Origin of the sequence: Gordonia sp. CPCC 206044, assembly GCF_048537895.1 — a bacterium.
GTDB lineage: Bacteria > Actinomycetota > Actinomycetes > Mycobacteriales > Mycobacteriaceae > Gordonia.
This window is the reverse complement of record NZ_JBCLVL010000002.1, coordinates 255,811-280,132: the sequence shown is the minus strand read 5'-3', so window position 1 is coordinate 280,132 and position 24,322 is coordinate 255,811. Positions and strand designations below refer to the sequence as shown.

General features: G+C 66.5%; 25 protein-coding genes. 12 read left to right on the top strand and 13 right to left on the bottom strand.

Going from position 1 to position 24,322, the window contains the following annotated elements; translation table 11 throughout:
- The first annotated feature begins 193 nt into the window (after positions 1 to 193).
- Positions 194 to 1,603, top strand: a complete 1,410-nt coding sequence (locus AAFP35_RS03845) for an MFS transporter (RefSeq protein ID WP_419220226.1) — start codon at positions 194 to 196, stop codon at positions 1,601 to 1,603.
- 264 nt (positions 1,604 to 1,867) lie between these two features.
- On the opposite strand, the gene AAFP35_RS03840 is transcribed toward AAFP35_RS03845, so the two are convergent.
- The 10 genes from AAFP35_RS03840 to AAFP35_RS03795 form a co-directional block, all read right to left on the bottom strand.
- Entirely contained in the window at positions 1,868 to 2,683 is an 816-nt protein-coding gene (locus tag AAFP35_RS03840; RefSeq protein ID WP_419220225.1) for a hypothetical protein, read from the bottom strand.
- A gap of 74 nt (positions 2,684 to 2,757) precedes the next feature.
- Positions 2,758 to 3,414, bottom strand: a complete 657-nt coding sequence (locus AAFP35_RS03835) for a hypothetical protein (RefSeq protein ID WP_419220224.1) — start codon at positions 3,412 to 3,414, stop codon at positions 2,758 to 2,760.
- A gap of 262 nt (positions 3,415 to 3,676) precedes the next feature.
- Entirely contained in the window at positions 3,677 to 4,189 is a 513-nt protein-coding gene (locus AAFP35_RS03830; RefSeq protein WP_419220223.1) for a DinB family protein, read from the bottom strand.
- A gap of 56 nt (positions 4,190 to 4,245) precedes the next feature.
- Positions 4,246 to 4,755: a hypothetical protein gene (locus tag AAFP35_RS03825; RefSeq protein WP_419220222.1), complete on the bottom strand. Its 510-nt coding sequence runs from the start codon at positions 4,753 to 4,755 to the stop codon at positions 4,246 to 4,248.
- A gap of 13 nt (positions 4,756 to 4,768) precedes the next feature.
- Complete coding sequence (locus AAFP35_RS03820; protein ID WP_419220221.1) at positions 4,769 to 5,386, bottom strand: hypothetical protein; 618 nt, start codon at positions 5,384 to 5,386, stop codon at positions 4,769 to 4,771.
- Positions 5,383 to 6,000: a hypothetical protein gene (locus AAFP35_RS03815; protein WP_419220220.1), complete on the bottom strand. Its 618-nt coding sequence runs from the start codon at positions 5,998 to 6,000 to the stop codon at positions 5,383 to 5,385. Before AAFP35_RS03815 ends, AAFP35_RS03820 begins: the two co-directional genes overlap by 4 nt.
- Positions 5,997 to 6,752: an ABC transporter ATP-binding protein gene (locus tag AAFP35_RS03810; protein ID WP_419220219.1), complete on the bottom strand. Its 756-nt coding sequence runs from the start codon at positions 6,750 to 6,752 to the stop codon at positions 5,997 to 5,999. Before AAFP35_RS03810 ends, AAFP35_RS03815 begins: the two co-directional genes overlap by 4 nt.
- Positions 6,745 to 7,857 (bottom strand): FecCD family ABC transporter permease, encoded by a 1,113-nt coding sequence (locus AAFP35_RS03805; RefSeq protein ID WP_419220218.1) that lies wholly within the window; start codon positions 7,855 to 7,857, stop codon positions 6,745 to 6,747. The genes AAFP35_RS03810 and AAFP35_RS03805 overlap by 8 nt, the downstream gene beginning before the upstream one ends.
- Positions 7,838 to 8,968, bottom strand: coding sequence for an ABC transporter substrate-binding protein (locus AAFP35_RS03800; protein ID WP_419220217.1), 1,131 nt, complete (start codon positions 8,966 to 8,968; stop codon positions 7,838 to 7,840). The genes AAFP35_RS03805 and AAFP35_RS03800 overlap by 20 nt, the downstream gene beginning before the upstream one ends.
- 211 nt (positions 8,969 to 9,179) lie before the next feature.
- On the bottom strand, positions 9,180 to 10,745 hold the full coding sequence (locus AAFP35_RS03795) for a hypothetical protein (RefSeq protein ID WP_419220447.1): 1,566 nt from the start codon (positions 10,743 to 10,745) through the stop codon (positions 9,180 to 9,182).
- A 450-nt stretch (positions 10,746 to 11,195) separates the two neighbouring features.
- Between AAFP35_RS03795 and AAFP35_RS03790 the strand changes: the two genes are divergently transcribed.
- Positions 11,196 to 12,596: an MFS transporter gene (locus AAFP35_RS03790; protein ID WP_419220216.1), complete on the top strand. Its 1,401-nt coding sequence runs from the start codon at positions 11,196 to 11,198 to the stop codon at positions 12,594 to 12,596.
- Here AAFP35_RS03790 and AAFP35_RS03785 read toward each other — a convergent pair.
- Positions 12,587 to 14,242, bottom strand: coding sequence for a PucR family transcriptional regulator (locus AAFP35_RS03785; RefSeq protein ID WP_419220215.1), 1,656 nt, complete (start codon positions 14,240 to 14,242; stop codon positions 12,587 to 12,589). The genes AAFP35_RS03790 and AAFP35_RS03785 overlap by 10 nt on opposite strands.
- A gap of 237 nt (positions 14,243 to 14,479) precedes the next feature.
- Here AAFP35_RS03785 and AAFP35_RS03780 point away from each other — a divergent pair, with 237 nt between their 5' ends.
- The 9 genes from AAFP35_RS03780 (at position 14,480) to AAFP35_RS03740 (ending at position 22,233) form a co-directional block, all read left to right on the top strand.
- Positions 14,480 to 14,929, top strand: a complete 450-nt coding sequence (locus AAFP35_RS03780) for a heme-binding protein (RefSeq protein ID WP_164310167.1) — start codon at positions 14,480 to 14,482, stop codon at positions 14,927 to 14,929.
- 199 nt (positions 14,930 to 15,128) lie between these two features.
- Positions 15,129 to 15,848: a TenA family transcriptional regulator gene (locus AAFP35_RS03775; RefSeq protein ID WP_419220214.1), complete on the top strand. Its 720-nt coding sequence runs from the start codon at positions 15,129 to 15,131 to the stop codon at positions 15,846 to 15,848.
- Positions 15,849 to 15,924: 76 nt separating this feature from the next.
- Positions 15,925 to 16,299: a Rieske (2Fe-2S) protein gene (locus AAFP35_RS03770; protein WP_419220213.1), complete on the top strand. Its 375-nt coding sequence runs from the start codon at positions 15,925 to 15,927 to the stop codon at positions 16,297 to 16,299.
- Positions 16,296 to 17,522: an NAD(P)/FAD-dependent oxidoreductase gene (locus tag AAFP35_RS03765; RefSeq protein ID WP_419220212.1), complete on the top strand. Its 1,227-nt coding sequence runs from the start codon at positions 16,296 to 16,298 to the stop codon at positions 17,520 to 17,522. Before AAFP35_RS03770 ends, AAFP35_RS03765 begins: the two co-directional genes overlap by 4 nt.
- A gap of 1 nt (position 17,523) precedes the next feature.
- Positions 17,524 to 18,978 (top strand): aldehyde dehydrogenase family protein, encoded by a 1,455-nt coding sequence (locus AAFP35_RS03760; RefSeq protein ID WP_419220211.1) that lies wholly within the window; start codon positions 17,524 to 17,526, stop codon positions 18,976 to 18,978.
- Positions 18,979 to 19,015: 37 nt separating this feature from the next.
- Positions 19,016 to 19,375: a Rieske (2Fe-2S) protein gene (locus AAFP35_RS03755; protein ID WP_419220210.1), complete on the top strand. Its 360-nt coding sequence runs from the start codon at positions 19,016 to 19,018 to the stop codon at positions 19,373 to 19,375.
- A complete protein-coding gene (locus tag AAFP35_RS03750) occupies positions 19,372 to 20,961 on the top strand; it encodes a gamma-glutamyltransferase family protein (RefSeq protein ID WP_419220209.1) in 1,590 nt (529 codons plus the stop codon). Before AAFP35_RS03755 ends, AAFP35_RS03750 begins: the two co-directional genes overlap by 4 nt.
- A complete protein-coding gene (locus AAFP35_RS03745) occupies positions 20,948 to 21,391 on the top strand; it encodes a RidA family protein (RefSeq protein ID WP_419220208.1) in 444 nt (147 codons plus the stop codon). The genes AAFP35_RS03750 and AAFP35_RS03745 overlap by 14 nt, the downstream gene beginning before the upstream one ends.
- 152 nt (positions 21,392 to 21,543) lie before the next feature.
- Positions 21,544 to 22,233, top strand: coding sequence for a YoaK family protein (locus AAFP35_RS03740; protein WP_419220207.1), 690 nt, complete (start codon positions 21,544 to 21,546; stop codon positions 22,231 to 22,233).
- 159 nt (positions 22,234 to 22,392) lie between these two features.
- Here the strand turns inward: AAFP35_RS03740 and AAFP35_RS03735 are convergent, their stop codons facing one another.
- Both AAFP35_RS03735 and AAFP35_RS03730 read right to left on the bottom strand, forming a co-directional pair.
- Positions 22,393 to 22,851: a PASTA domain-containing protein gene (locus tag AAFP35_RS03735; protein ID WP_419220206.1), complete on the bottom strand. Its 459-nt coding sequence runs from the start codon at positions 22,849 to 22,851 to the stop codon at positions 22,393 to 22,395.
- 275 nt (positions 22,852 to 23,126) lie between these two features.
- Positions 23,127 to 23,486 carry an HIT family protein gene (locus AAFP35_RS03730; protein ID WP_419220205.1) on the bottom strand — a complete coding sequence of 120 codons (360 nt, stop codon included), beginning with the start codon at positions 23,484 to 23,486 and terminating at the stop codon, positions 23,127 to 23,129.
- A 537-nt stretch (positions 23,487 to 24,023) separates the two neighbouring features.
- Between AAFP35_RS03730 and AAFP35_RS03725 the strand changes: the two genes are divergently transcribed.
- Positions 24,024 to 24,212 (top strand): hypothetical protein, encoded by a 189-nt coding sequence (locus tag AAFP35_RS03725; RefSeq protein WP_419220459.1) that lies wholly within the window; start codon positions 24,024 to 24,026, stop codon positions 24,210 to 24,212.
- Positions 24,213 to 24,322 lie beyond the last annotated feature (110 nt).

Genomic DNA, 24,322 nt, shown 5'->3' with positions numbered 1-24,322 from the left:
GCTATTGACAGTTGTCCTACAAGTGGCGATAGTCGAATCACTCGACGCGCAGAAACTGCAGTTGAGTCGGGATTCCGGGGAGTTCACGACCGTGGGATCTCGAGGCACCTGATCGGCGCTCGTACGCATAGGCTGAGCCTGCCGGTTTGGTCTCTTCGTATCGTCAGCCCCCAAACCTCAGAGCGGAACAACCATGACCACACAGGATCACAAGTCGCTCGCGGCGACCATGGAGAACCTGCCCCTGTCGCGAAAGCATCTGACCATCTGGGCAATGGCATCCGTGGGTTTTCTGATCGAAGCCGTCGATCTGACCATCGTCGGCGCCGTGCTGCCGGTCCTGAAGGACCACTTCGATCTCGGCAGCTTCTCCATGGGATTGATCAGTAACGCCGCATTGGCCGGCTACATGATCGGTGTCGCCATGGTCGGCATCCTGGCCGACAGATTCGGCCGCGCGCGGATGATGCGGATCACCATCCTGGTGTTCACGGTCCTCACCATCATCTCGGCGTTCGCCTGGAACGCCGAGAGCTTTGCGGTGCTGCGCTTCTTCGCGGGTATCGGAATCGGTGGAGAGGCAGCGCTGCTGACGCCCTACATCATCGAGATGATGCCCAAGAAGTTCCGCGGCCGACTGGCCGGGCTGGGTGACACGTTCTTCACCGTCGGATTGCCGTTGGCCACGTTGATCGGTCTGGCCGTGATCCCGATGAGCGACGACGGCTGGCGTTGGGCGCTGGGACTGGCCGGACTGCCCGCGCTGTACGTGGTGTTCATGCGTCGCAACGTGCCGGAATCGCCCCGCTGGCTCGAATTGCACGGCCGCGCAGACGAAGCGAGCACCATCGTCACCTCGCTCGGTGGCTCGTGGCGGCCCGCGGCCGACGCTGCTCGTGGTGAGTCGGATACGCAGAAGGCGGGATTCAAGCAGGCGATCCTGGCGGTGTGGTCGCGGCCGTTCGCCAGCACCACGGCCCGCATCTGGGGCGTCTGGTTCTTCCTGCAGATGGTGTACTACACGTTCTTGCTGTGGCTGCCGAGTATGTTGGTCGACCGCGGATACTCGCTGCTCGACTCCCTCGGCTACACCTTCATCATGAACGCCGCGGCCATCTTCGGCGGGATCTCGATGTCGTTCGTCCAGGACACCCGACTCGGCCGGCGCTACACCCTGGCAATGCTGTTCGGGCTCTCGGTGCTGGCCGCCATCGGATTCAGTCTCGCCGGGTCGTCGCTCACGATCGTGTTGGCCGGGTCGGCGCTCTCGTTCCTGATGAACGGATGCTTCGCGGTGATCTACACCCTGACGCCGGAGAGCTATCCGACGGCCATCCGATCCTCGGGTCAGGGCTGCGCATCGATGTTCGGCAAGGTCGGTGCACTGATCGGTCCGATCGCGGTCGGCGCGGCGCTGCCGATCGTGCACATGTCGGGCATCTTCGTCGGGGCCGCGGTGGCGCTGGCCCTCTGCCTGGCGTTCGTGCTCGGCCTCCGGGAAACGCGGAATCGATCGGTGGACGACGAGGTGGACGCCGACGAGACGAGTGTGCGGGACACGCACAACGGCACACAAGCGTGGGCCGTGGGCGCCGCCGAGTGACGGGGCACCGGTAGTTCGTTCACCTCATCTCGTGGTTGCCACCTTCGCTTGCGCGAAGGTGGCAACTGTGAGATGGGGTGTCTACTCGGTCGTGCGTCCGCGTGGCAGGTGTGCTGGTGTGGGCCACGTGTGCCAGCAGCCTTGCCGAGTTCTCGAGTCGGTCGCGCAGTCACCTCGTTTCGCGGTACGTACCTTCGCGCGCGCGAAGGTGGCAACCTCAAGGTGAGGTGGCTACAGGATCGCGCACCGGCGTGGCTGCGCCGCCTAGCCGTCCCCTTGCGGCACATGGTGATTGGTGATCGACCGACGGATCGCCTCGCCGGCCTGGGCGACGGTGTCGTTAAGGTGTGCCATTCCTGTTGCGCGAGCGCTGTTCACGTCGCCGGTCGCGGCGAGTCGGCGCGCAGCGATGTCGGCCGCATCGGTCGCGCCGGCCATCACCTGTTCGGGGGCCTGGAACAGGATCGCCGAACCGACGTCGATGGCATCGAGCGCCGCGGCCTGCGCCGCAGTGTGCGGGGTGGCGATGTCGGGCGGATTCGGGACGATCGGCGCGTTGAGCGCTTCCAGAGTCTTTCCGCGCGCGGTGTTGAAGGCCGTGCCGACGGTCGCCGGTGGTGCGCCTGCCCGGGCTTTGTCGGCGACGGCGATCATCTCGACCACCGCCACTTCGAGAGCGTTCTGAGCCCGGGGCAACACCAGATCGAGGTCGTCGCCGATGATGCCGGCCATCGCCGAGTTGGCCGGCCCGGTGACCGAGGCTGCGGCGATACCCGTTGCGCGGTCGGTGGATCCGGTTCGTGCGCGGGCATCGACGAAGACTCCCGGTGCACGCACCAGAGCGATCGGCACCTGGACGAGACCGTCAATGATGTGCGGACAGATGAGCGAGCAGTACTTCAGCTGATTGCCTGCGAACGCCGAGAGCAGCGCGCCCGGCGGCGGTGACTCGGGTGGGCTGCTCACCGACGACCGAGCGCGCTCAGTGGCGGCCTGCGCGGACGCATCGGTCAGCATCGGTGCAACCACCGCGGTCAGGGCGAGCAGCGGAACGGCTCCCACACGACGAGTCCAGTTCATCCTTTGCTCCCACAAACCATTCCGACAGTTCCATGGATTGTGCGTCGGTGAAGCTGAAGAGACGCTGAACGGCGTTACGCCGCCGCGGTGGCGATCAACGGCAGGATCAGCACCAGGAGGAACAGTACGAACGAGATCGCGGCGATCGCGATTGTCGCTCCGACACCGTTGTACGACTGGGGACCCATTCCCAGCGAACCCGGACTGAAGGCCCACAGCGGCGCCTTGTACTCGGTTTCTGTCACCTGGTTGGGATGCACCGGGATGACAGTGTCGGCCGGGCCAAGACGGCTGGGCAGCAGGTAGGGGACGTGCACATGCACGTGGTGCTGCCCCGGCGGCAGTGGAATCACGGTCCGGCCCCATGGAGAGCGGGGCAGTTCGTAACCGTTCACCGAGATCGACGGCTTGATGAAGAAGAACACCCAGGCGAGCGGAAAGAACTCGGTGGTCAACCCGATGCCCTGCACGGCCGCCTGTGGTGCGCCGTACTTCTGGGCCTGTGCGTACTGCTGCGGTGCGTACTGCGTCTGTGGGTTCGGCGGTGCGGTCGACGGGTAGCCGGCTTGTGGATACGGTTGTTGTGCAGCCGGATACGGCGGAGGTGTCCCGGGCTGAGGCTGATACTGGGGCACGGCGGGATACGTCTGCTGCGGCGCGGCGCCGTATGGCGTCGATCCGTACTGCTGCGGGTACGGCTGCTGTCCATAGGGCGGCTGGGGTGCGTTCATGGTTGTCCTCATCGCTCGGGCTGCGCAGTTCGAGCCGCGCGGTGTTGCGACGAATGTAGCCGGTTGCGCACGCGCACAGTAGTCGAGGTCGCGGCCGGTGCCTGTCTACGTCGAGCGGTGTCGTTCGGGTGGATGACGTGGTCCGTCCGGCCGTCGATTGGCCAGATCGGCTGTATCGACATCACGCAGAACTCTCAGAAACACGCAACGCTCCGTGTGTTTTTGGAAGTTCTGCGTGCATCTGTCAGGTCAGGCCACGAACCTACACACCCGTCATACCGTCGATGCGCTCCCGAAGCAGATCCGCATGACCGTTGTGTCGCGCGTACTCCTCGATCATGTGGACGTAGATCCAGCGCAGACTGACCGCCTGGCCGCGGATGCTGCCGGTGTCGGTCAGGCTGCGGGCCGCGCAGAGCTCGCGAGACCGGGTGATCTCCGCCTGCCAGGTGGTCAGGGCGTCGCGCAGGGTGGCGCCCTCGGCGACAGCGAAGCCGCCGTCCGGGCCGTCTGGATCAGCCTGCGGATCGTAGATGGGCGCCACCCGCTCGCCGGTCAGTACACGCCGGAACCAGTTCCGTTCCACCTCCGCCATGTGCTGCACGAGACCTGTCAACGTGAATCCCGACGGCGGCGCCGACGCCGTGGCCGCCTGCGCATCGTCGAGACCATCGCACTTGACGGCGAGCGTCGCGCGATGAAAGTCGAGCCAGCCCTCGAGGGTGGTGCGTTCGTCGGCGTTCAGCGGCGGCATGGGACGGTCGATGGTGCTCATGGGCCCATTGTCGCGAGTGGGTCAGACAGGTTTCTGGGGGACCCACACCTGGCTGATCAGGATGCTGCGGCCTGCACCTCGACCGTCTCGTACGCCTCACCCGGGCCTGCCGCCAGGAGTCGGTCGGTCATCTCCTGCTTGAGCACCACCAGTCGGGCTTCCTGCTCGGCGGTGCGTCCGGAGGTGGCGCCGAGTTCGATGAACTCGGAGGTGACGAATCCGCCGTCGCGCAGTTGCACCGTCACCTCGTGGCCGCGGTAGCCGAACTGCCACACATAGCGCGCCAACGTCACGCCCCGATCCGGTCGTGCGAGGCCTGAATCGACCGTGTAGCGCTCGTCGGTCACCGCGCGCAGCGCCATCTCCAGCGCATCGCGACCGCCCGGACCTGGGAATGCGGTGCGTACCACCACCTCTCGACGCTGCACCGGGCCGAGTGAGACGAGTGCCTGCTGTAACGCCAGATATGCGTGTGCGACGCCACCGGGATAGCCGGGGCCGTGGTACTTCATCACGTCGGCCACCGACAACTCGATCGCGGTGTCGCCCTCGTGGACTGTCAGCATTGTGTTCTCCTCTTCATCGGGTCGCCCACCGCAGGGACGAGTACAGCAGTTGTGTTGCGCCGGGCATGAATCCGGAACCGTGGTGGTAGACGGGATCCATCGTGGTCACCAGCAGTCGTCCTGGATGGGTGTGTTCGTCGACGAGCAGGACGGAGCCGTCGGTCTCGCCGTCGACGGTGAGCAGATCCACCAGGCTGACGGTGCCGGGCGCGGTGAGCGCGCCGTGGTAGTGCCAGATCACCGATCGTTCCGAGAAGTATCCCCACGCCGGGTGGTCGTCGGCGCGCCGACGAAGACGCGAATCCTCGCCGGTCCGCCACCACCAGAAGTTCGTGGGGCGTGGCTGTTCGCGGACTCCGGGCAGCCAGTCGCCGACATGGTTCTCGCCGTACACCATCACCGTGGCGCCGCGGTCGAGGCAGGCGAGGATATGAACATGCCACCGTGCCAGCAGATCCGGGCGCAGGCGATCGGCGACGATCACCACGTCGGCCGACGACAGGTCATCGACTGCCGCCGTCCGGATGTGCAGCGGGCGAATCCGGTAGGGGCGCAGCGCCGGATCATCGAGGGTGGCGAGTTGGGCGTGACTTCCGCCGTGCAGCATGACGACGGTTGCGGGGGCCGTCATCGGCCACTCAGCCAGGTCAGGAGCTGATCACGCATCCGGGCGGTGCCGCGGTCTGCGGTGGCGAATTGCAGCAGGTCGTTTCCTCCGTGAACCAGTACTTGTCCGCGACCGAGGGGATACTCGTAGTCGAGGGGTGCCGCGGTGGCGCCGATCGTGTGTACCACCAGGGTCTCGGCGGGCAGATGTAGGTAGCACCCGCGGCCGTAAAACCCTGCGACGCCGATGCGCTCACGCTCGGCGAGGTCGATGATCCCCTTCATGCCGGTGTTGTAGAGCAGGGCATCCGGATCGATGCCCGCCCACACCGGGTGTTCGCCGACACGGGTCAGGGCCAGATCGGCGGGTGTGCGGAAGTCCAGCTTCCGCCATCGGACCAATCCGTCCAGGAAGATCCGCTGCACGTGTCCGTTCACCATCACTCGACCACCGTGGGAGACGAACTCGGACAGCGCTTCCCGATGTTCGACGAGGAACTCCTGATCGACATCACCCGCCAGATGGACGCCGGTTACGTCGTCGGAGAGTGAGGCCGGTAGGTCGTAGACGTCCACCTCGCGCATGTCCTGCACGACACCGGCGTCCGCGGGAGCCATCACCGCATGCAGAATCGTCATCGCACACCACTTCCGAAATCGGGTACGGCCAAACGCCTCGGGCCACTGGGTGTCTCGACGTCGGCTGCGACGATCGGCACCCCGTACAGCTCCGTGAGTTGCTGCTCGGTGAGCAGTTCGCGGGTCGGGCCGATGCGCTGGTCGCCGGGCCCCACCATGAGCATCGACCGTTCGGCGATGTGCAGGGCGTGGTCGGGATGATGCGTCGTCATCACCACGGTCATGCCCTGGTCGGCGAGGTCACGCAGCACGGTGAGGACGAGCGCCTGGTTGCGCAGATCCAGGGCGGAGGCGGGTTCGTCGAGCACCAGCGAGTCGCACTCCGAGACCAGTGCCCGGGCGATGAGGACGAGTTGGCGTTCGCCGCCACTGAGACCGGTGTAGTCGCGGGTGGCGAGATGCTCGGCCCCGATACGGGCCAACGCCTCGTGGGCAGCCACGCGGTCCGCACTGCGCGGAGTTTCGTAGATCCGCACCTTGCGGGCACGGCCCATCAGCACGATGTCGAGCGCGGTGAAGGAGAACACTGCCGAATGGCTTTGCGGTACATAGCCGACCGGGCCGGAGGTGATCACCTTCCCCGAGCTCGGGCGCAGCAGGCCGGCCATGGTCTTCAGCGTCGTCGTCTTGCCGCGGGCGTTGGGGCCGAGGATGGCGAGCACCTCGCCCTGCTCGGCGCGGACCGTGAGATCGGTGAAGATCCACGGACTCCGCGACGAGTAGCGGAACGAGATGGTCTGCACGTCAAGCATTCGCCGACCCCCACAATCGGTTGCGGTTCTTGATCAGCAGCGCGATGAAGAACGGGGCGCCGATCACCGCGGTGAGGATGCCGATCGGGATCTCGGCCGAGTTGATCGTCCGGGACAAGGTGTCGATCACCAACAGGTAGGTGGCGCCGAGCAGCGCGCTGATCGGCAGCACCCGACGGTTGTCGGTGCCCACGATCATGCGCACCAGGTGCGGCACCACGAGTCCCACCCAGGAGACCACACCGGCCACCGCGACCGAACCGGCCGTGATGAGCGCGACGCACAGCAGCAGCACGAGCCGAAGTCGTTGTGGCCGTAGCCCGATCGCGATGGCATCCTCGTCGCCCATCGACAAGATGTTGACCCGCCAGCGGAGTGCCAGCATCACCACGGCGGCCGGGATGATCGGCACCGCGGCGATGAGGATCTTGCTGTACGACGCGGTGGCGAACGAACCCATGAGCCAGAACACGATCGACGGCAGCTCGCTGGACGGATCGGCGATGTAGGTGATGAACGAGACCATCGCCTGGAACATCGCACCCACCACGGTGCCGCCGAGGATGATCATCAGCAGCGGTGCGCCCGGGACGGCGCGTGCGATGGCGAGCACGAGGACCAAGGCGAGGATGCCGCCGAAGAAGGCGCCACTGACCAGGGCGACGCTGCCGAGTCCGAACAGCAGGGCGAGCACGCCGCCGAACGACGCTCCCGACGACACCCCGAGAATCTGGGCGCTGGCAAGAGGATTGCGGAACACCGCCTGCATCACCGCGCCGGTCAACGACAACCCGGCACCCACCAGGATCACCAGGAGCACCCGAGGGAGGCGGACGTCGAGAACCACCGACTCCTCCTGCGGATACCAGGTGTGCTGCAGCGGGAACACCTGACCGAGCAGCATTCTGACGATCTCGTTGGGCGGCACCGTGTATCGGCCCACCGCCAGCGCGCCGATCGCGACGATCAGCAGGACGACGGCGAACGCGATGATCAGTGTCGCGTCGGCTCCCACCCGGCTCCGCAGACGCCGCCGCGGTTGTCCGGGCGGCGGGACGGCGTCGTCCGATGCGGGCGCCTGGACGTCAACGGAGGAACTGGTCATAGTTGGCCGCATCGCGGTTCACGTCGACCCGGAGCACCTGGTCGATCTCGTCCTCGGTGATCTCGTAGCCGTACAGGTCGTCGAAGGCCGAACGGACCTGGGAGCGAAGGGTATTGTCGGTGCGGCCCGGGTAGAGCAAGCGATTCATCCACTGCCACATCAGCGGAGACTCCATGCTGGGCACCTGCCACCGGTACGCGCCGAGCGGTGTCTTGTAGACCCGCTTCTCCTTGACTGCCGCAACATTCGCAAATCGGGCATCGGAGTAGATGTCGGCCGGGGTCGACTTGTCGAAGCCGCTCAGCATGATCACCTGGGGGTCCCAGGCGATGATCTGCTCGGGGTTGATCTGTCCGCTGTCGGAGGAGACACCTTTGCTGACGAGATCGGCACCGACAAGCGGGAATTGGAAGCCGTCATAGCCGTCGGGAGACGTGGTGCTGAACGTGTCGCCGGTCTTGGACAGGATCATGGCGCGTGGTCGGGGGCCGGGCTGGCTCGCGACGGTCTTGCGGATCGACGCCAGCTCGTCGTGCTGCCAGTCGACCAGTTCCTTGCCGCGCTCGGGCTTGCCGATGATTTCCGAGAACAGCGTGATCCACGCTTCGAGGTCTTCCTGCGTGCCGTATTCGAGGCCGAGTACCGGGTATCCGGCAGCCTCGAGCGGTTCGGTCACGCCGGGGCCACGGTCACCCCACTGGACGACGACGTCGGGGTTCAGTTGGGTGACTGTCTCGACGTTCGGGACGAAGTCGCTGCCCGCGATGACCTCGGTGCTCTTCGATGCCGGGAACATCTTGCCGAACATCCCGCCCTGGTTGGCGGTGAGCGTCGACTGGTTGATGCCGACGATCCGGTCGTAACTGCGATCCACCGCGGCGAAGATCGACGGGGCGGGCATGACGGTGAAGGCCACCTTTGCGGCCGGGCCGTCGAGGGTCAGCGTCTTGCCGCGCTGGTCGGTCACCGTGATCGTCTCGCCGGTGGACGCCGAATCCTGCACTTCTTCGCGGGATGAGCAACCGACCGTGAGGGCGAGCGCCGCGGTCAGCGTGAGCGCGGTCAATGCGGGAGCGCGTCCCTTTCGCCGGAAACGTCGTGCACGTGACATGTTCGATCCTGCCGTTCTCTATTCACAATCCAACTATCGTTAAGTAAGCGTAGGGTAACCTAATAGTCGATCGCGAATCGTCACGGGGTGGGAGGCGAACACACTTCTTCCCCCGGGTTTGCGACCTTCCCCCGCGTGCACGCGGGGGAAGAACAGAAACCCGGGGGAAGAGCGAAAAGTGCTGGGGACGAGGAGGTTACACGAGCGACCGTTACAACAGATACGTCGCGATCACGGTCGCGATCACGAGGCCGCTCATCACCGGAACGAAGCACTTGCGGGCCAGACTCAACACGGGCACTCGAGCGAACCCGGCCACCGCGACGAGCGACGACCACGCGACCAGGGTGCCGCCACCCGACCAGATGTTGCCCATCTGACCGATCGCGGCGAGTGTCGCCGGGTCCATGCCCGAGCCGGGGGCCAGAGCGCCGGCGAGCGCGCCGGTCAGCGGCAGGCCGCTGAAGCCCGACCCTTCCAGACCGGCGATCAGGCCGACGATGAGGACACCGAAGGTGGTGACGATCGGGACGTTCGGCAGGTGCGACTCGGCGGCGGTCACCAGGTCGAACAGCAGGGCCGGGCCGGGGGCGTCGTCGGCGAGACCGAGGATCTTGCCGGCAAAATCGGCGCTGCCGATGAGGAAGAACCCGGCGATCGGGAGCACGATGCCCATGGCCTTGAATGCGAACACCAGACCGTCGACGAGGTGTTCGGCCGTGGTCTCCAAGAACTTGGTCGGTTCGTCGGCGGCGCACACCGCGAACAGCAACAGCGCGGCGATTCCGCCGACCATGGCGGCTGCCTCGCCACCCTCCAGCGCGGGGACCACACCCATCTTGCCGAGGGCCAGGTAGGCGATGAACACCAAATACACCAACGGCACCAGGCATGCGAAAACAGTTGCCTTGTAACTGCGGCCGAAGTCGGCGTCGGAGCCCGAGCCACCGAGCCCGTCGTCGCCGCCGGACCCGGTCGCCGGGTCGATGACCGCGGTACCCACCGCATCGCCGGGCGTGCTCGTCGAGTCGCCGGAGCCACCCGCGGCATGCGCGGTCGCGGTGGAGCCGTGTCCGCCGGTGGATGTGGTTGTCGCGACCTCGATCTCACCGCTTGCCGGTGCATTCTTCGTGGTCGTCGTGGTCGCGACGATGTGACTGTCCGCCGCGCTCTCCCACTCCGTCAGCAACTCCGCCGACGGTGCACGCCAGGTGCGTCGTTGCATCACCCAGGTGATCACCACGGCAACCGCACCGATGATCAGCGACAGGATCAATGCCTTGTCGGCCACCGCATCCGGATCGATGCCGGCAGCCTTCGCCGAGATGCCCGGGGCCACCTTCATCACGTAGTCCGACGACAACGCCATGCCCTGTCCGGAAATAGCGATCACCATGCCCACCGACATCGGCGACAGCCCGGCCCGGATGGCCACCGGGATCAGCACCGCACCCACCAGTGGCACCGCCGGAGTGGGCCAGAAGAACAGCGAGATCACATAGGTGACCACCGCCAACACGATGAAACTGCTTGTCGGACTGCGCATCACCCTGCGGAACGGGGCGATCATCAGCCGGTCGGCACCCATCTGACGCAGACCACCGAGCATCGCGGTGACCAGCGCGATGATCAGGAAGATGTTGAACAGTTCCTCCGCCGCGACGAGGCTCGCATTGAAGATCGACGCGATGGCCGTGACGATGCTGTCCGAGAAGGCGAACGCGGTGAGGAACGTGGCGATGACGGCCGGCACGACGATGTTCTTGCGCATGACCATCGTCGCGATGATGACGATGACGCCGGCCAGGTACACCCAGTGGGCGGCGGTGAGATCAACGGGCTGCACAGTGGTGAATCCTTAACGGGAGAGTGAACGAAAGGGGCTGTGATGGAGACGACACTCCACCCGCCTCTCCCGCCGGTCAATCAGTACGGTGCACACGTCGTCTGCGGTATTCGTGTGCACAGTGAACGTTTTTCGAAGTTTCGTCGCGGACTGTGACCGCGGTGTAACCCGGAAACGAACGGGCTGTTTCGACGGTGGTCGCGGCTCAAAATCGGACCGTGCTGTCGATGGACACTGTGCACAGGGCGCACCGGCAATCCATGGGCAGTGTGTGGGTCGTCATGAGTTCGTCTCCTCCCGTCCGAGTGGAAACATCGTGACGAGAAGTGAGGGTTTCCGACGGCGGTTTCGGAATTCCCGTGGACGTGAGCAGAGGACCAGATGACGGCACACAGACCCGCCCCCGGCGTGCCCCCGGGCGACGACTCGGGCACTCCGGTGGCTCTGGCGGCGCTGCTCACCGGCACTTTTGTCGGGACCGTCAGCAATGGTGTGGTCAATGTGCCGCTGTCGGACATCCTGGCCGACTTCGACGCACCGCTGGGCAGCGGCGTGCTCGTCGTCGTCGGGTTCCTGCTGACCTTTGCCGCGGCGATGCCGCTTGCCGGCTACATCGGCGACCGCTTCGGGCGGCGTCGTATCTACTGTGCCGCGCTGGTCATCACGGCGATCTGTTCGGTGGGCGCGGCGACGGCGCCCACGTTGGAGGTCCTGATCGCCTGGCGCGCGACGGCCGGCCTGGCGGCCGCGGTGTTCGCGCCGGCGGTGATGGGGTTGATCGCGTGGCTGTTCGGGCCGCATCGTCGCGCCCGGGTGGTGGGGGCGTGGGCCAGCGTGAACGGCATCGGTCAGGCCGTCGGCCCGTCGATCGGTGGTTTCCTCGCCGACGCCGCGGGCTGGCGCTGGGTGTTCGTCCCGCTCGCCCCGATCGCACTGATCGGATGGCTGCTCACGTTGCGCAGCGTGCCGCGTTACCCGGGACGTGCGATGCGCCTGGATCTGGTCGGCGCCGCCGCGTTGACGTTCGGCGCGGCGTTGCTCATTCTCGGCGTCACGCTGGTCGGCGCGGAATCGACGTCGGGCTGGGTCATCCTCGGTCTCCTGGCCGCGTCGGTGGTCTTGCTCGCCTATGCGGTGTGGCATTGCCTGCGGGTGCCCGTGCCGTTCATCGACATGCGGGCGGTCACCGAACCCCGCTTCGTCCGCAGCGCCTGTGCCGCGTTCGCGCAGATGTTCGCGCTCGGTGCGACGTTGCTGGCGATCCCGCTGTATGCGGTGGCCGAGGGGGCCAGCACCACGACCGCGGGCATCCTGCTGTTCGCGATGCCCGCCACGATGGCGCTGTTGGCCCCACCCGTCGGTCGTCTCAGCGACCGCCTCGGTGCCCGCCCGATCCTGCGGGCCGGACTGCTCACGCTGATCGTCGCCCAGGTGTTGTTGGCCGTGGTCACCGGGATCTCGCTGGGGATCGGATGGTTGATGGCCGTGGTCCTGGTGTGCACCGGGATCGGGGTGGCGATGGTGCAGACGCCGGCCGCCGCCGGCTCCACCCGGTCGGTCGCCGGTGCGCAGGGCACCGGGCTCGGCCTGTTCAACCTGCTGCGGTTCGGCGGATCAGCGCTCGGGGCGGCCTGGGTGTCGGTGGCCCTGCACCGCTGGGACTATCCGGTGCTGTTCGTGGTCACCACGCTCATCGTGGCGGTCGGGTTCGCGGCGTCGTTCGTCGGCCGCAACCCGGAGACCACCGCGGTGACCGAACCCGCGCTCGCAGCTCAGCGATAACTCATCTCCCGGGCCAACGACGACCCCAGGCTGTCGAGCAACTCCAGCCGCAACGCCAGCCACACCGTGAACTGGTTCTCCGGCACCCGGATGTCGCAGCCGCACGCCCGCGACAGCCGATCCAGCTTGGACAGCATCGTGTTGCGGTGCATGTTGAGGGCCCGGGCGGCGGCGTTCACGTTGCCGCCGTGTTCGAGATAGGCGAGCAGCACGGTGTGCAGTTCGGTGCCCAGCCGGATCGGTCCGAGCACGTCGGCGGTGAACTGTCGGCTGCGTTCGGTGTCGGCGATCTGCTCGAGCACCCCGAACGACCGCAGCTCCTGATGGGCGACGGCACCGGTGATGTGCATGCGGTCGGCGATGTCGAGAGCGACGCGCGCCTCCCGATAGCTCTCCCGGATCTGGGCGGCACCCGCCGCGGCGGTGCCGTAGGCCACCGCCGACAGCGCGTGTCCGCGCGCGGTGAGGTCCTCGGCCATCGCGACCGCGTACTCGCGGACTTCATCGTCGATCTCGGTCGGGGTGGTGCCGCGCACCGTGCGCACCACCACCACGATGTCGCCGAGCACCGTGATGTAGGAGCGGACATCCTTGTGCGGCAACAGGCTTGCCGCATAGCGTGCCAGCCTCAACAACGTCCGGTCGGCCTGCGGATCGGTGGTGTCGGTGCGTGATGCCGACGTTCGGGTGGCGAACACGGCGAACGTCGCGTCGAGATCGATGTCGTGGTACTCCGCACGTGTGCGCATCTCGTACTCGGTGCCGAAACCGCCGTGCACCAGCGCCTGCACGAAGTCACCGCGGGCGCGCTCCTCGGCCTCCTCCACACTGCGTTGTCGCAACATCTCCGAGCCGATGATCGCAGTGGCCTGGCTCGCGACCACCTCGTGCTGAGCCAGGTCGTGCTCACCCGGCCGGCCGCCACGATGCAGGATCACCACCCACCCCTCGAAATACTTGCCCAACCGGATCGGCGCCACGGTGCCGGTCCATTCGCCGTCGGACGTCGACACCGTCACCGTGGCGGCGTCGTGGTGATCGCGGATGTCGTCGCGGCCGGTCAGCCCTGCGCGCAGTGGAGGGACGACCAGTTCGAGGGTCGACTTCTCCAATCCGTTGTGCGCGACGGTCTCGCAGCGGGCGTCGAGCACCAGCGCGGGCGAATGCGACAATGCGGACACCTCACGCAGCAGCATCGACATCCCCGCGCCCCGATGCAGCAGCCCGGCCAGCGACTGATGCACGTGAGTCGCGTACCGCATGACGTGCACCTCCTGGGTGAGGGTGCGTTCGGCGAGCAGGCGGTTCAGCGCGGGGAAGCCGATCGGGAATCCCATCTCGATGACCACGAGTCCGGCAGGCATGTGCTCGCGGGTGACCCCGGGAGGCAACGGGCCGTCGACGATGACGGCCGAGGCGCCGCGTGCGGCAAGGGAACTCATGCTCGTCGGTTTGGCGGCCAGCGACTCGGGGCGGGTGTACACGACGGTCGCGTCGAGGTCGTCGTACCGGGTCATCACCTCGGCGAAGGGCAGCGCCCAGGTCACCGGTGCGTGGCTGTCCGCGTGGTCGGAGATGACGCGGGCGCCCTCCATGAGCGTTTCGTCGAGGAGTCCGCCGAGGGTCAATCGGGGGTGCGATTCCATCGGGACCTGCTTTCACCGGGGGCTGCCGGAGTGTTGGGCGCGTGGCTGTTGTGGAACGTACCTGATCGATACCAAGGCAATCCGTCCATCACTATGTGCACAATAGTCAACAGATCCGTGATTCTCAGGTCATCTTGACAGGTTCGCGATCGCGCTCGATCGGGTTTCATGAGCACCACGCCGCAGTCGAACGGCGACAGCTCCCCAGACCACACTCGCGATCGAAGGTTGACTCATATGCATCGGATTCTGCGCATCACGCTCGACGACGCTCTGCCGATCCTCGCGGCCGGCGCCGCCAAGGCCGCCGAGATCGGCGTCAAGCAGACCCTGTGCGTCTGCGACGACGGCGGCAACGTGATTGCCCTGCACCGTCTTCCGGGTGCCCGCATCACCGGGGTGGAGATCTCGATGGCCAAGGCCTACACGGCGGCCGGCCACGAACGGGCGACCCACCTGTTCAACGAACCGCCCAACGGTCCGGCACTGCCCGGCAACGAGGCGTTCGGTATCTCCCACATGCTGCCCGGCAAGTTCGCCACCTTCGTCGGAGGCTTCCCGCTGGTGCACGAGGGGCAGATCGTCGGCGGCGTCGGGATCAGTGGTGGCAACGGCGAACAGGACAAGGCCGTCGGCGCGGCGATGCTGGCCGAATTCGAGGCCGTGGTGTCCGCAGGCGTCAGCTGAGCGTGCACATTGACCGGATCCGACCCGGATGGCCGGACACAGTGACCGTGGCAGCCACCGCGTGGCGCTCCTAGTGTCGCCGGTATCGAAAGGCCATCTGGGTGAGGGCTTTTCGATTCGACCCGCAACGTAGCGGGAGTTCCACCTCTACAGCCCGACAAACAACCACTGATTTCACTCATTCGAAAGGACATCCACCATGACTGCTCTCATGGGACGTGACGAGTTCCGGGCCGCGCTCGAGAACGCGATCAAGGGCCGCGAGGCCAAGAACGCATCGTTCAGCAAGGCCTGGGCCGAAGGCACCCTCACCAAGGATCACTTCGCCCGGTGGGCGGAGAACCACTACCACTACGTGGGGCCGTTCGCCGACTACCTGGCCAACATCTACGCCAACACCCCCGACCACTTCACCGATGCCAAGGACTTCACCCTGCAGAACATGTATGAGGAGGAACTGGCCGACATCCGGCACACCGACCTGCTCATCAAGTTCGGTGAGGCCTGCGGCACCACCAAGGAGCGGATCGAGGATCCGAGCAACATGAACGCCATCACCCGCGGCCTGCAGTCGTGGTGCTACGCGGTCTCCCAGCGTGAGCACTTCGTGGTCGCCACCGCTGCATTGGTGGTGGGGCTCGAGTCGCAGGTGCCGAGCATCTACAAGAAGCAGATCATCCCGCTGCGCGAGGTGTACGGCTTCACCGAGGACGAGATCGAGTTCTTCGACCTGCACATCACCTCGGACGTGGTGCACGGCGAGCGTGGCTACCAGATCGTGCTCGACTGCGCCGACACCCCGGAGCTGCAGCAGCGCAGCCTGCAGTTGGTGCGGTGGGGCGCCGAGATGCGCTTCTCCTACACCAAGGGCCTCTACGACACCTACGTCGCGCCCGACCTGGAGCCGGCCGGCGTCTGATCATCGTGAATCGCCGTGAGGTGCCGGGACATTCCCGGCGTCTCACGGCGGCTCGCCATCGGAGGGAAGGGACCAGATGGCTGACGAAACAGGAACTCTCGTACCGGACACCGGGCGCTGGGTTGCGGCCGCCACCACGCGAGAACTCAAGCGGCGACGCAAGTTACGCGTCGAGGTGGCCGACACGGCCATCGCCTTGTTCTCCGCGGGCGAGAAGGTCTACGCGTTCGCCGACCTGTGCGTACACCAGGACCGGTCACTCGCCAAGGGCACGCTGCTGCACGGCCGCGTCATCTGCCCCGGCCATCAGTGGCAGTTCGATCTGGAAACCGGGTACGAACCGGATCAAGACCTCTGTCAGCCCACCTACCCCGTGCGGGTCGACGACGACGTCATCTACGTCGACCTGACCCCGCGGGGCGTCGACTCCCCGGAGAGGACGATCTCATGAGCATCACCAGCGTTGCGGTGGTCGGTACCGGTCATGCCGCCACGGTCACCGCCCGCACCCTCCGCCGCCGCGGATTCGACGGCAGCATCACCCTTTTCGGCGACGAGACACATGCGCCCTACCAGCGTCCGCCGCTGTCCAAGGAGTTCCTCGCCGGCACCGCCGACGACACCTCGCTCGCCCTGCTGACCCCCAAGGTGATCGCCGACAACGACATCACCATCCGCACCGGGGCGCACGTGCAGAGTCTCGATCCGATTGCCAGGTCGCTGAGCCTGAGCGGCGGGGAGTCGGTGACCGCCGACGCCGTGGTGCTGGCCACCGGTGGCCGGCCCCGCGAGCTCCCTGGTTTCCCGATGGGATCGCCCCGCGTCCACTACCTGCGCACCCTCGACGACGCGACCCGGTTACGTGACCGACTGCAGGCCGGTGCGCGCCTGGCCATCGTCGGCGGCGGATTCATCGGTCTCGAGATCGCCGCCACTGCACGGGGCTTCGGTCTGGATGTGACCGTCATCGAGGTCGGCGCACAGATCCTCGAACCACGACTCGGCACGCAGATCGCCGGACTGTGCGCCGACCTGCACCGAGGCAACGGGGTCGACCTGCGCTGCGGCGTCGGTGTCGCATCGGTGGACACCGGTGCCGCCGGAGTGCGACTGACGCTGACCGATGAGAGCGTGCTCGACGTCGACGACGTCGTGGTCGGTGTCGGCATCGACCCGAACACCGAACTCGCCGTGGGTGCGGGACTCGACGTCGCCAACGGCGTCGTCGTCGATGCGGTCGGGCGGACGTCGGTACCCGGGATCTACGCGGTCGGAGATGTCGCGGCCCGCTACTCGCAGGCCGCCGGCCGTCACGTGCGGGTCGAACACGTCGACAACGCGAACCGGCAGGGCGCCGTGGTGGCCCGGGCGATCCTCGGTGAGGACAAGCCAGACGACAGCGCGCACTGGTTCTGGTCGGATCAGTACGAGTACAACATCCAGTTCACCGGAAACCACCAGGGCGCCGACGATCTCGTGGTGCGGGGCATCGTCGCCGACAACGAGTTCTCCGCCTTCTACCTCCGCGGCGGGCAGCTGACCGCCGCATTCGCCATCGACCGTGGCGAGGACATCATGGCCGCCCGCGAAATGCTCGGCCGAACCTTCGACCGCACGATGCTCGCCGACGAGGACGTCGACCTGTGGGAGCTCGGCGAGGAAGTGGTGCACTGACATGACCGAACACACCCCCGTCATCGGGGCCAATCACATCGACGGCCAATGGATTCCGGCCGCATCGGGTGCCACCTTCGACAGCGTGGACCCGGCCGATCCCAGCCGCGTGGTCGGCACCTTCCCGGACTCCGGCGCCGACGACGTCCGTGCCGCCGTCGATGCCCTGGAGAAGTCCGCGCCCGAATGGGCGGCCACACCTCCGGAACGTCGGGCACGAATCCTCGAAGCCGCCGCGGCCGAGCTCGAATCGCGCGCACCGCAGCTGGTCGAGGAGATGGTGCGTGAAGAGGGCAAGACGCGTGCCGAGGCCACCATGGAGGTGAGCCGCACCCCGATGAACCTGCGGTTCTACGCGGCCGAGGCCGTCCGCGCCGGCGGCAGCACCTATCCGGCGACGCCGGGCAGCATGGTGTACACGGTGCGTGAACCGGTGGGGTGCGTCGGTGCGATCACGCCGTGGAACTTTCCGCTCAACATCCCGTCCCGCAAGCTCGGTCCGGCACTTGCCGCCGGAAACACGGTGCTGTTCAAGCCTTCCGAGATCACCCCGCTGATGGGCCAGCGCCTCGTCGAGGCGCTGCTGGCGGGCGGACTACCCGGCGGTGCCATCGCGTTGGTGCAGGGCGGGGGAGCGGCCGGTGCGGCCGTCGCCGCCGACGAGCGCGTCGACGCGGTGACCTTCACCGGGTCCACCGACGTCGGACACGCCATCCATCGGCAGGTCGGGCCGCAGCGCCGTGTGCAGTTGGAGATGGGCGGCAAGAATCCGACCGTCGTGCTCGGCGACGCGGACATCGAGACGGCGGCCGCCACGGTGGTGAAGGGAGCGTTCGGGTTGTCGGGGCAGGCGTGCACCGGCACCAGCCGACTGATCGTCGTCGACGAGATCCACGACGCACTCGTCGATGCGGTGCTGGCCCGCGTCGAGAAACTCGTCGTCGGTGCAGGTGTGGACGCCGACGTCACGGTGGGGCCGCTGGCCAGCGCTGCGCAGTTGCGCAAGTACCGCGAGTACGTGGAGATCGGTGTCGCCGAAGGCGCGGTGCTGCGCACCCCGCGGGTCGACGACGAGCGCGGAGGCTACTTCGCCCTGCCCGCGGTGTTCACCGATGCCACCCCCGACATGCGGATCGTGCGTGAGGAGATCTTCGGGCCCGTACTGGCCGTGCAGCGCGCTCGCGACCATGCCGAGGCACTGGAGTTGGCCAACGCCACCCGTTTCGGTATGAGTGCCGCGATCCTCACTCGAGACCTGCAGCGCGCCATGGAGTTCGCGAGTGCCTCGCAGACCGGGCTGGTGAAGATCAACCAACCCACCACCGGCATGGCGATGAACGCCCCGTTCGGCGGGTACAAGGCATCGAGTACCCAGACGTTCAAGGAACAGGCGGGCGCCTCGATGATGCAGTTCTACCAGTCCGAGAAGACCATCTACCTGACGCCGGCCGGCTGACGGACCCACGACCACCGTTCGACCAGGAGGAAAAGCCATGGAATTCAAGCGGGTTGCCCGGTCGGGCCAGGTCCCCGAGGGCATCGTGCGGCGCTTCTACGCCGACGAGTACGAGGTGGCGGTGTCGCGCCTGGACGGCAAGGCGTACGCCACGTCCAACTACTGCTCGCATCTCGACTGCCTGCTCTCGTCGGGCAAGTTGGTGCAGGACGGCATCGGGTGCTCCTGCCACGGAAGCGCTTTCGACCTGGAGACCGGCGAGCCGATCTGCCCGCCGGCCACCGAGCCGATCAAGACCTATCCGTGCGAGGAGCGTGACGGCGAGATCTTCGTCGGGATCGACCCGGCCGAACCGCCGGAGGGGCCGCGTCGGCGCAAGCTGCGGGCCGCGACATGATCACTCGCCCACCGACAATGGCCACCCGCGGCATGGTGGCCACGAGTCATCCGTTGGCCAGTGCCGCCGGGCTGCGGGTGCTGTCCGAAGGTGGCAACGCCGTCGACGCGGCGCTCGCGGCAGCAGCCGTCACCTGGATGACCCTGCCCGGCCAATGCGGTATCGGCGGTGATGCGTTCGCGGTGGTGTCCGAACCCGACGGATCGGTGTGGACGGTCAACGGCAGCGGCTACGGCCCCGACGGTGGCACGCCGGACTTCTATCGCGAGCAGGGCATGTCGGCTATCCCGCTCGACGGTCCGCTCGCCGTGACGGTGCCCGGTGCCCCGGCTGCCTTGTCGGCGTTGCACTCTCGGGGCGCCACCCGGAGTCTGACCGAGCTGTGGGAGCCGGCCGCGCGGATCGCCGAGCGCGGACTGCCCTGTTCGGTCAAGACCCGTGACGACGTGCGCGAGGCGTTGGGGCCGGTTCTCGCCGACGAGACGCTCCGGGCGGCGTTCACCGACGGCGGCCAGGTGCCGCTGGTGGGATCGCGGCGTGGCCAGCCGGAGCTGGCGGCCACCATCCGACGGCTCGCTGCCGATCCGGCGTCGTTCTACCGCGGCGAGATCGCGCAGCGGTGCGTGGACGCGTTGGTGGCCGGTGGTGCGCCGTTCAGCGGCGACGAATGGCAGGCGTCGGGATCGGTTGCGCCCGAGGCCGCACTGGCCGCGCGCTACGGCGATGCGGTGATTCATCAGACGCCGTCGCCGTCGGCGGGCTGGATGGTGTTGCAGCAGGCGCAGTTGTGCGGTCCCGAGCTCGGCATGACGCCGTGGATGGGTGCCGATGCCATCGAGACCATGGCGGTGGCGGCGCGGATCGCGTTCGAGGACCGCTTCGAGAGCTGCGGTTCCGACAACGACGGTGTTGTCGGCGTCCTGGGGGCCGAGGCGATCGCCGAGGGCCGTCGTCGCATGGCGTCTGCGCTCGGCACACGCGATTTCGCTGTCGCCGGTGGTGACACCACGTCGCTGGTCGTCGTCGACGACGAGGGACGCTCGGTGAGCTTCATCCATTCGCTGGCCTTCACGTTTGGTGCCAAGTTCAGCGTGCCCGGGACCGGCATCGTGCTCAACAACCGGCTGGGCCGCGGGGCATACCTGATCGACGGACATCCCAACGAGGTGAAGCCACGCCGAAAGCCATTACACACCTTGAACGCCTGGGTCGCCACCGACGACGACGGACATCTGATGGCCGTCGGCAACACTCCCGGTGGTGACGGGCAGGTGCAGTGGAACATGCAGGTGCTGTCTCATCTGTTCGACCATGGCCTCGATCCGCAGGAAGCGGTCTCGGCGCCGAGGTTCACCGTGTTTCCCGGCTCGGACGCCAACACGATCGGCAAGGAGCACGAGATCCGCATCGAGACCGGTGTGGCGGCTGAGACTCGCGACGAACTGCGTCGTCGGGGACATGCCGTCCGCGATGTCGAGCCGTTCGGTGAGGCGGGCAGCGCCCAGGTGATCTCGGTGGATCCTCAGGGATTTCTGCTCGGCGGCAGCGATCCCCGGCAGGAAGGAGTGGCACTTGGCCTCGAATGACGCTGCTGCCGTTTCTGTTCCGGCGCCGCAGGGACGCTATGTGCCCGCGACCCGGGTCTCGACGACCATCCGGACCGCCGGCATGACCCCGCGACGCGATGGACGGTTGTTGCTCACCGGGCGGGTGGGGATCGATGTGTCGGTGCTGCAGGCCCGCGATGCCGCCGCAGTTGCGGTGCGCAACGCGTTGATCGCCGCGCGATCGCTGTTGGCCGAGGGGGAGCGGTTGCGGTGTGCGGAGATGACCGTCTACGTCGCCTGCGACGGCGACTTCACCGAGCATTCGTCGGTCGCCGACGGCGCATCGGACGTGTTGGCCGCCGAGTTCGGTGTCGACGGTCTGCCCGCCCGCAGTGCGGTCGGCGTCTACGCGTTGCCCGGTGGGTCGCCGGTCGAAATCGCGCTCGTCGCCGAGGCCGTTGCGTCCTGAGACAGTCCTCGCTCCCGACGCTTGCTGAACTGGGCGATCATCGGGAGCTCCGGAGCGCCCGCGTCATGATGCGGGCCAACACAACCACCTGAAAGCACATGACAACAGCAACTCCCACGCGCCGATCCACTCCGATGGAATCATTGACCCGCATGAACCCCGCTTCACGGCATCTCGGGCTGATGATCGCCCTGACCTTCGTCACCGGACTGGTCGACGCCGGCGGCTACCTCGGCCTCGACCGCGTGTTCGTCGGCAACATGACCGGCAACGTGGTGATCCTCGGCATGGGCGCCGCCGGTGCCGACGGACTCCCGGTTCTGGGCCCGGCACTGGCCTTGGCCACCTTCATCTTTGGTGCCGGCATCGCCGGATTGTCGATGCGCTCCAGCCCGGCCGGATGGAGTCCACGACTCAGCGCGGTCGTCGTCGGTTCGGTCCTCCTCGTCGCCGCGACGGCGATCCTGATCGGCTTCGCCTCCTCCGACGACGTGAAGGTCGTGGCCGCCGCCATGACAGCGTTTGCGATGGGCATGCAGGCCGCCGCGGCACGGAAGGTCGGCGTCGCCGACGTCACCACCGTGGTCGTCACCTCGACGATCACCGTCTGGGCCGTCGACATGTTCGCCCGCCCCAGCCGCGCGACGATCCTGAACCGTCGAATCGCGGCGATCGTGGCGATTCTGTTGGGGGCATTGGTTGGTGCGCTACTCGTAGAGATCGCGTTGTGGCTGGTGTTCGCGGTGGCTGCGGTTCTGGGTGGGGTAGTGGCTGTGGTTGGGCACGGGACGATGCTCGCGGAGGGTCGCCTGGCGAAGTCTGGACCAGAGGCGCGTAGCTGAAGTCCGTCAGACCAGGTGAGGGCCGAAGATCAATGGGGGCGACGGAGGCCGCTCGAGGGCGGCTGTGGTGTCGGAACTGCCCGAGCTGCGGCCACCTCGTGTCGTGGACTGCCCGGACATCCAGACGCGTAGGCGCACAGCACGATGGGTAGTACCCGATCAACAGGGACTGGGCTCACCGATCTTCACCGCCGACAACACGGCGTCGCCTTCACCGAAGGGGGTGCCCGGTTGTGGAGTCTGAGCAACGACAACCCAGTTGCGATCGAGAATCTGGGAGCGCCCCTGGCCGGTGGCATCAGCGCTTCTCGAGAAAAAGACGCCGGCGTCCTGGATCTTGTTCTGTGCGTCTTGAAGATTCAAACAGACGACATCCGGCATGATTGCCGAACTTTCCTGGGGTTGTGCAGAGGCCGTCTCGGTGACCGGGGGCGCCGCGATTGGTGTGGTGGCCTCGACCGTGGTGCGTTGTGTATCGACCGCCACGGTTTCCGTTGCAGTCGATGTGAGTGTCGTGGTGGCTTGCGGCTCGTCGGCCCCGCTACATGAAGTGATCGAGATCGTGACGCCGACTCCGATGACAGTCGAAATTGCGAAATGTTGGATACGACGCATCATTACGCCTCCCTGGCGGTAGTTCGTAGATGACGAAAGGATCGCAGGAAAGCGGCTGCTCGTTACAACGGATGCGGAGAGAATGCGAGTTGTCTTGCCGGATTGAGCCGGTTTGACTGTACGTACCGATATTGAAAGGGATGGATGAAACGGCGCACTGGGCAGACGGACGGAAACACTGAGGTCTCTGTCGGCACCAGGTTCACTCGATTTCCTACGGTTGGGACGGGAAGTTCTGCCCAGTTATCAAGTCACGTACCTCGCGAGACGGTACTCGATCAGTTCGGACGCCATCGCCTCGAAGGGGCGCGATGATCGGGCTCGATCGTGAACGACGGTACGATCCGGTCCGATTCGAGGTGGAAGATGCAGGTGATCGACTGTCTGCCCGGCCGCCGCACCGGCGTTGAAACCGACGTGGGGGAATGCCGGGCGATGATCGTCGCCCGTATCTCGTCGACGAGAGCGAACAAGTCGGTCCGCTCGGCGGGCGTGGCCTGCCACCAGTCGCCGATATGCCGGCGCGTGATCACCAGGGCGTGCCCGGGCGTCACCGGGTAGCCATCGCAGATCGCGAAGGCGGATTGATTGGCGCGATCCACTCGCTGTGAGGGATGTCGAAGAACAGGGATTCGCATTCGGCGGGTGGGAACTTCGGCACAGGGTGAGTAGATCACGTAGGGGTGACAGGGCCAAGGCCAAGCCGTAGCTCTTGAGTCACTGCGAACTTGCTTTCCGTGGGCAAGTCCCCTGTGGGTACGCAAGTTCTATTCTTCTCGGCGTTGTCGGGCGCGCAGCGACGAGAGTCAGAGGAGACGGTGTGGTCGAGACCCGAGACCCGGGCGGCCGTCGACGGCGATGAACGGACTCAGATCTTCTGCGAGGTTCTCGCGCCAGATGCACGCGGCCTCGACTGTGGAATCGCAGGGTGGTCGCGTGATCGGGCCGTTCGGGGTCCGGACTGATCCGCCTGCTGGCGGCCACCTGGCGTGTGCACGTGGCGGTTCCGCGGTTCGTGTGCGCCATCCATGGGGTCGATGAACACAAAGTGGAAACATGTTTGCGGACACGAGAGTCGAGTTGGGTGACCGTGCTGATGGATCTCACTCCGGTCATCGACGGCACCGGGCCTGCCCGGCTGCTCGACATGATCACCGGCCGCTCCACGCGGATGGGTGTGCGCGACCAAGTTCACCGACCAGGAGTATCTGCAGGTCATCGCTGCCTACGAGCATCCGCAACGACGCATAGGCAGGGAGAACCTGGGCTACTTCGACTTCGGCGTCTCCAACAGGCCCGTCGAAGCCATCAACGGACGACTCGAACGTGGGTCCTGGGAATGTGGGAATGAAGGCGGCTCTTAGGACGCCTGAAACCTGGTCCCTGTGCACTGAGATAGGCCTGGATCCCCTCACTTTCAAGGAACCTGGTTACTAGCTTCGGTTCGGAGATCTATCCCAATCATGTCGTGGCG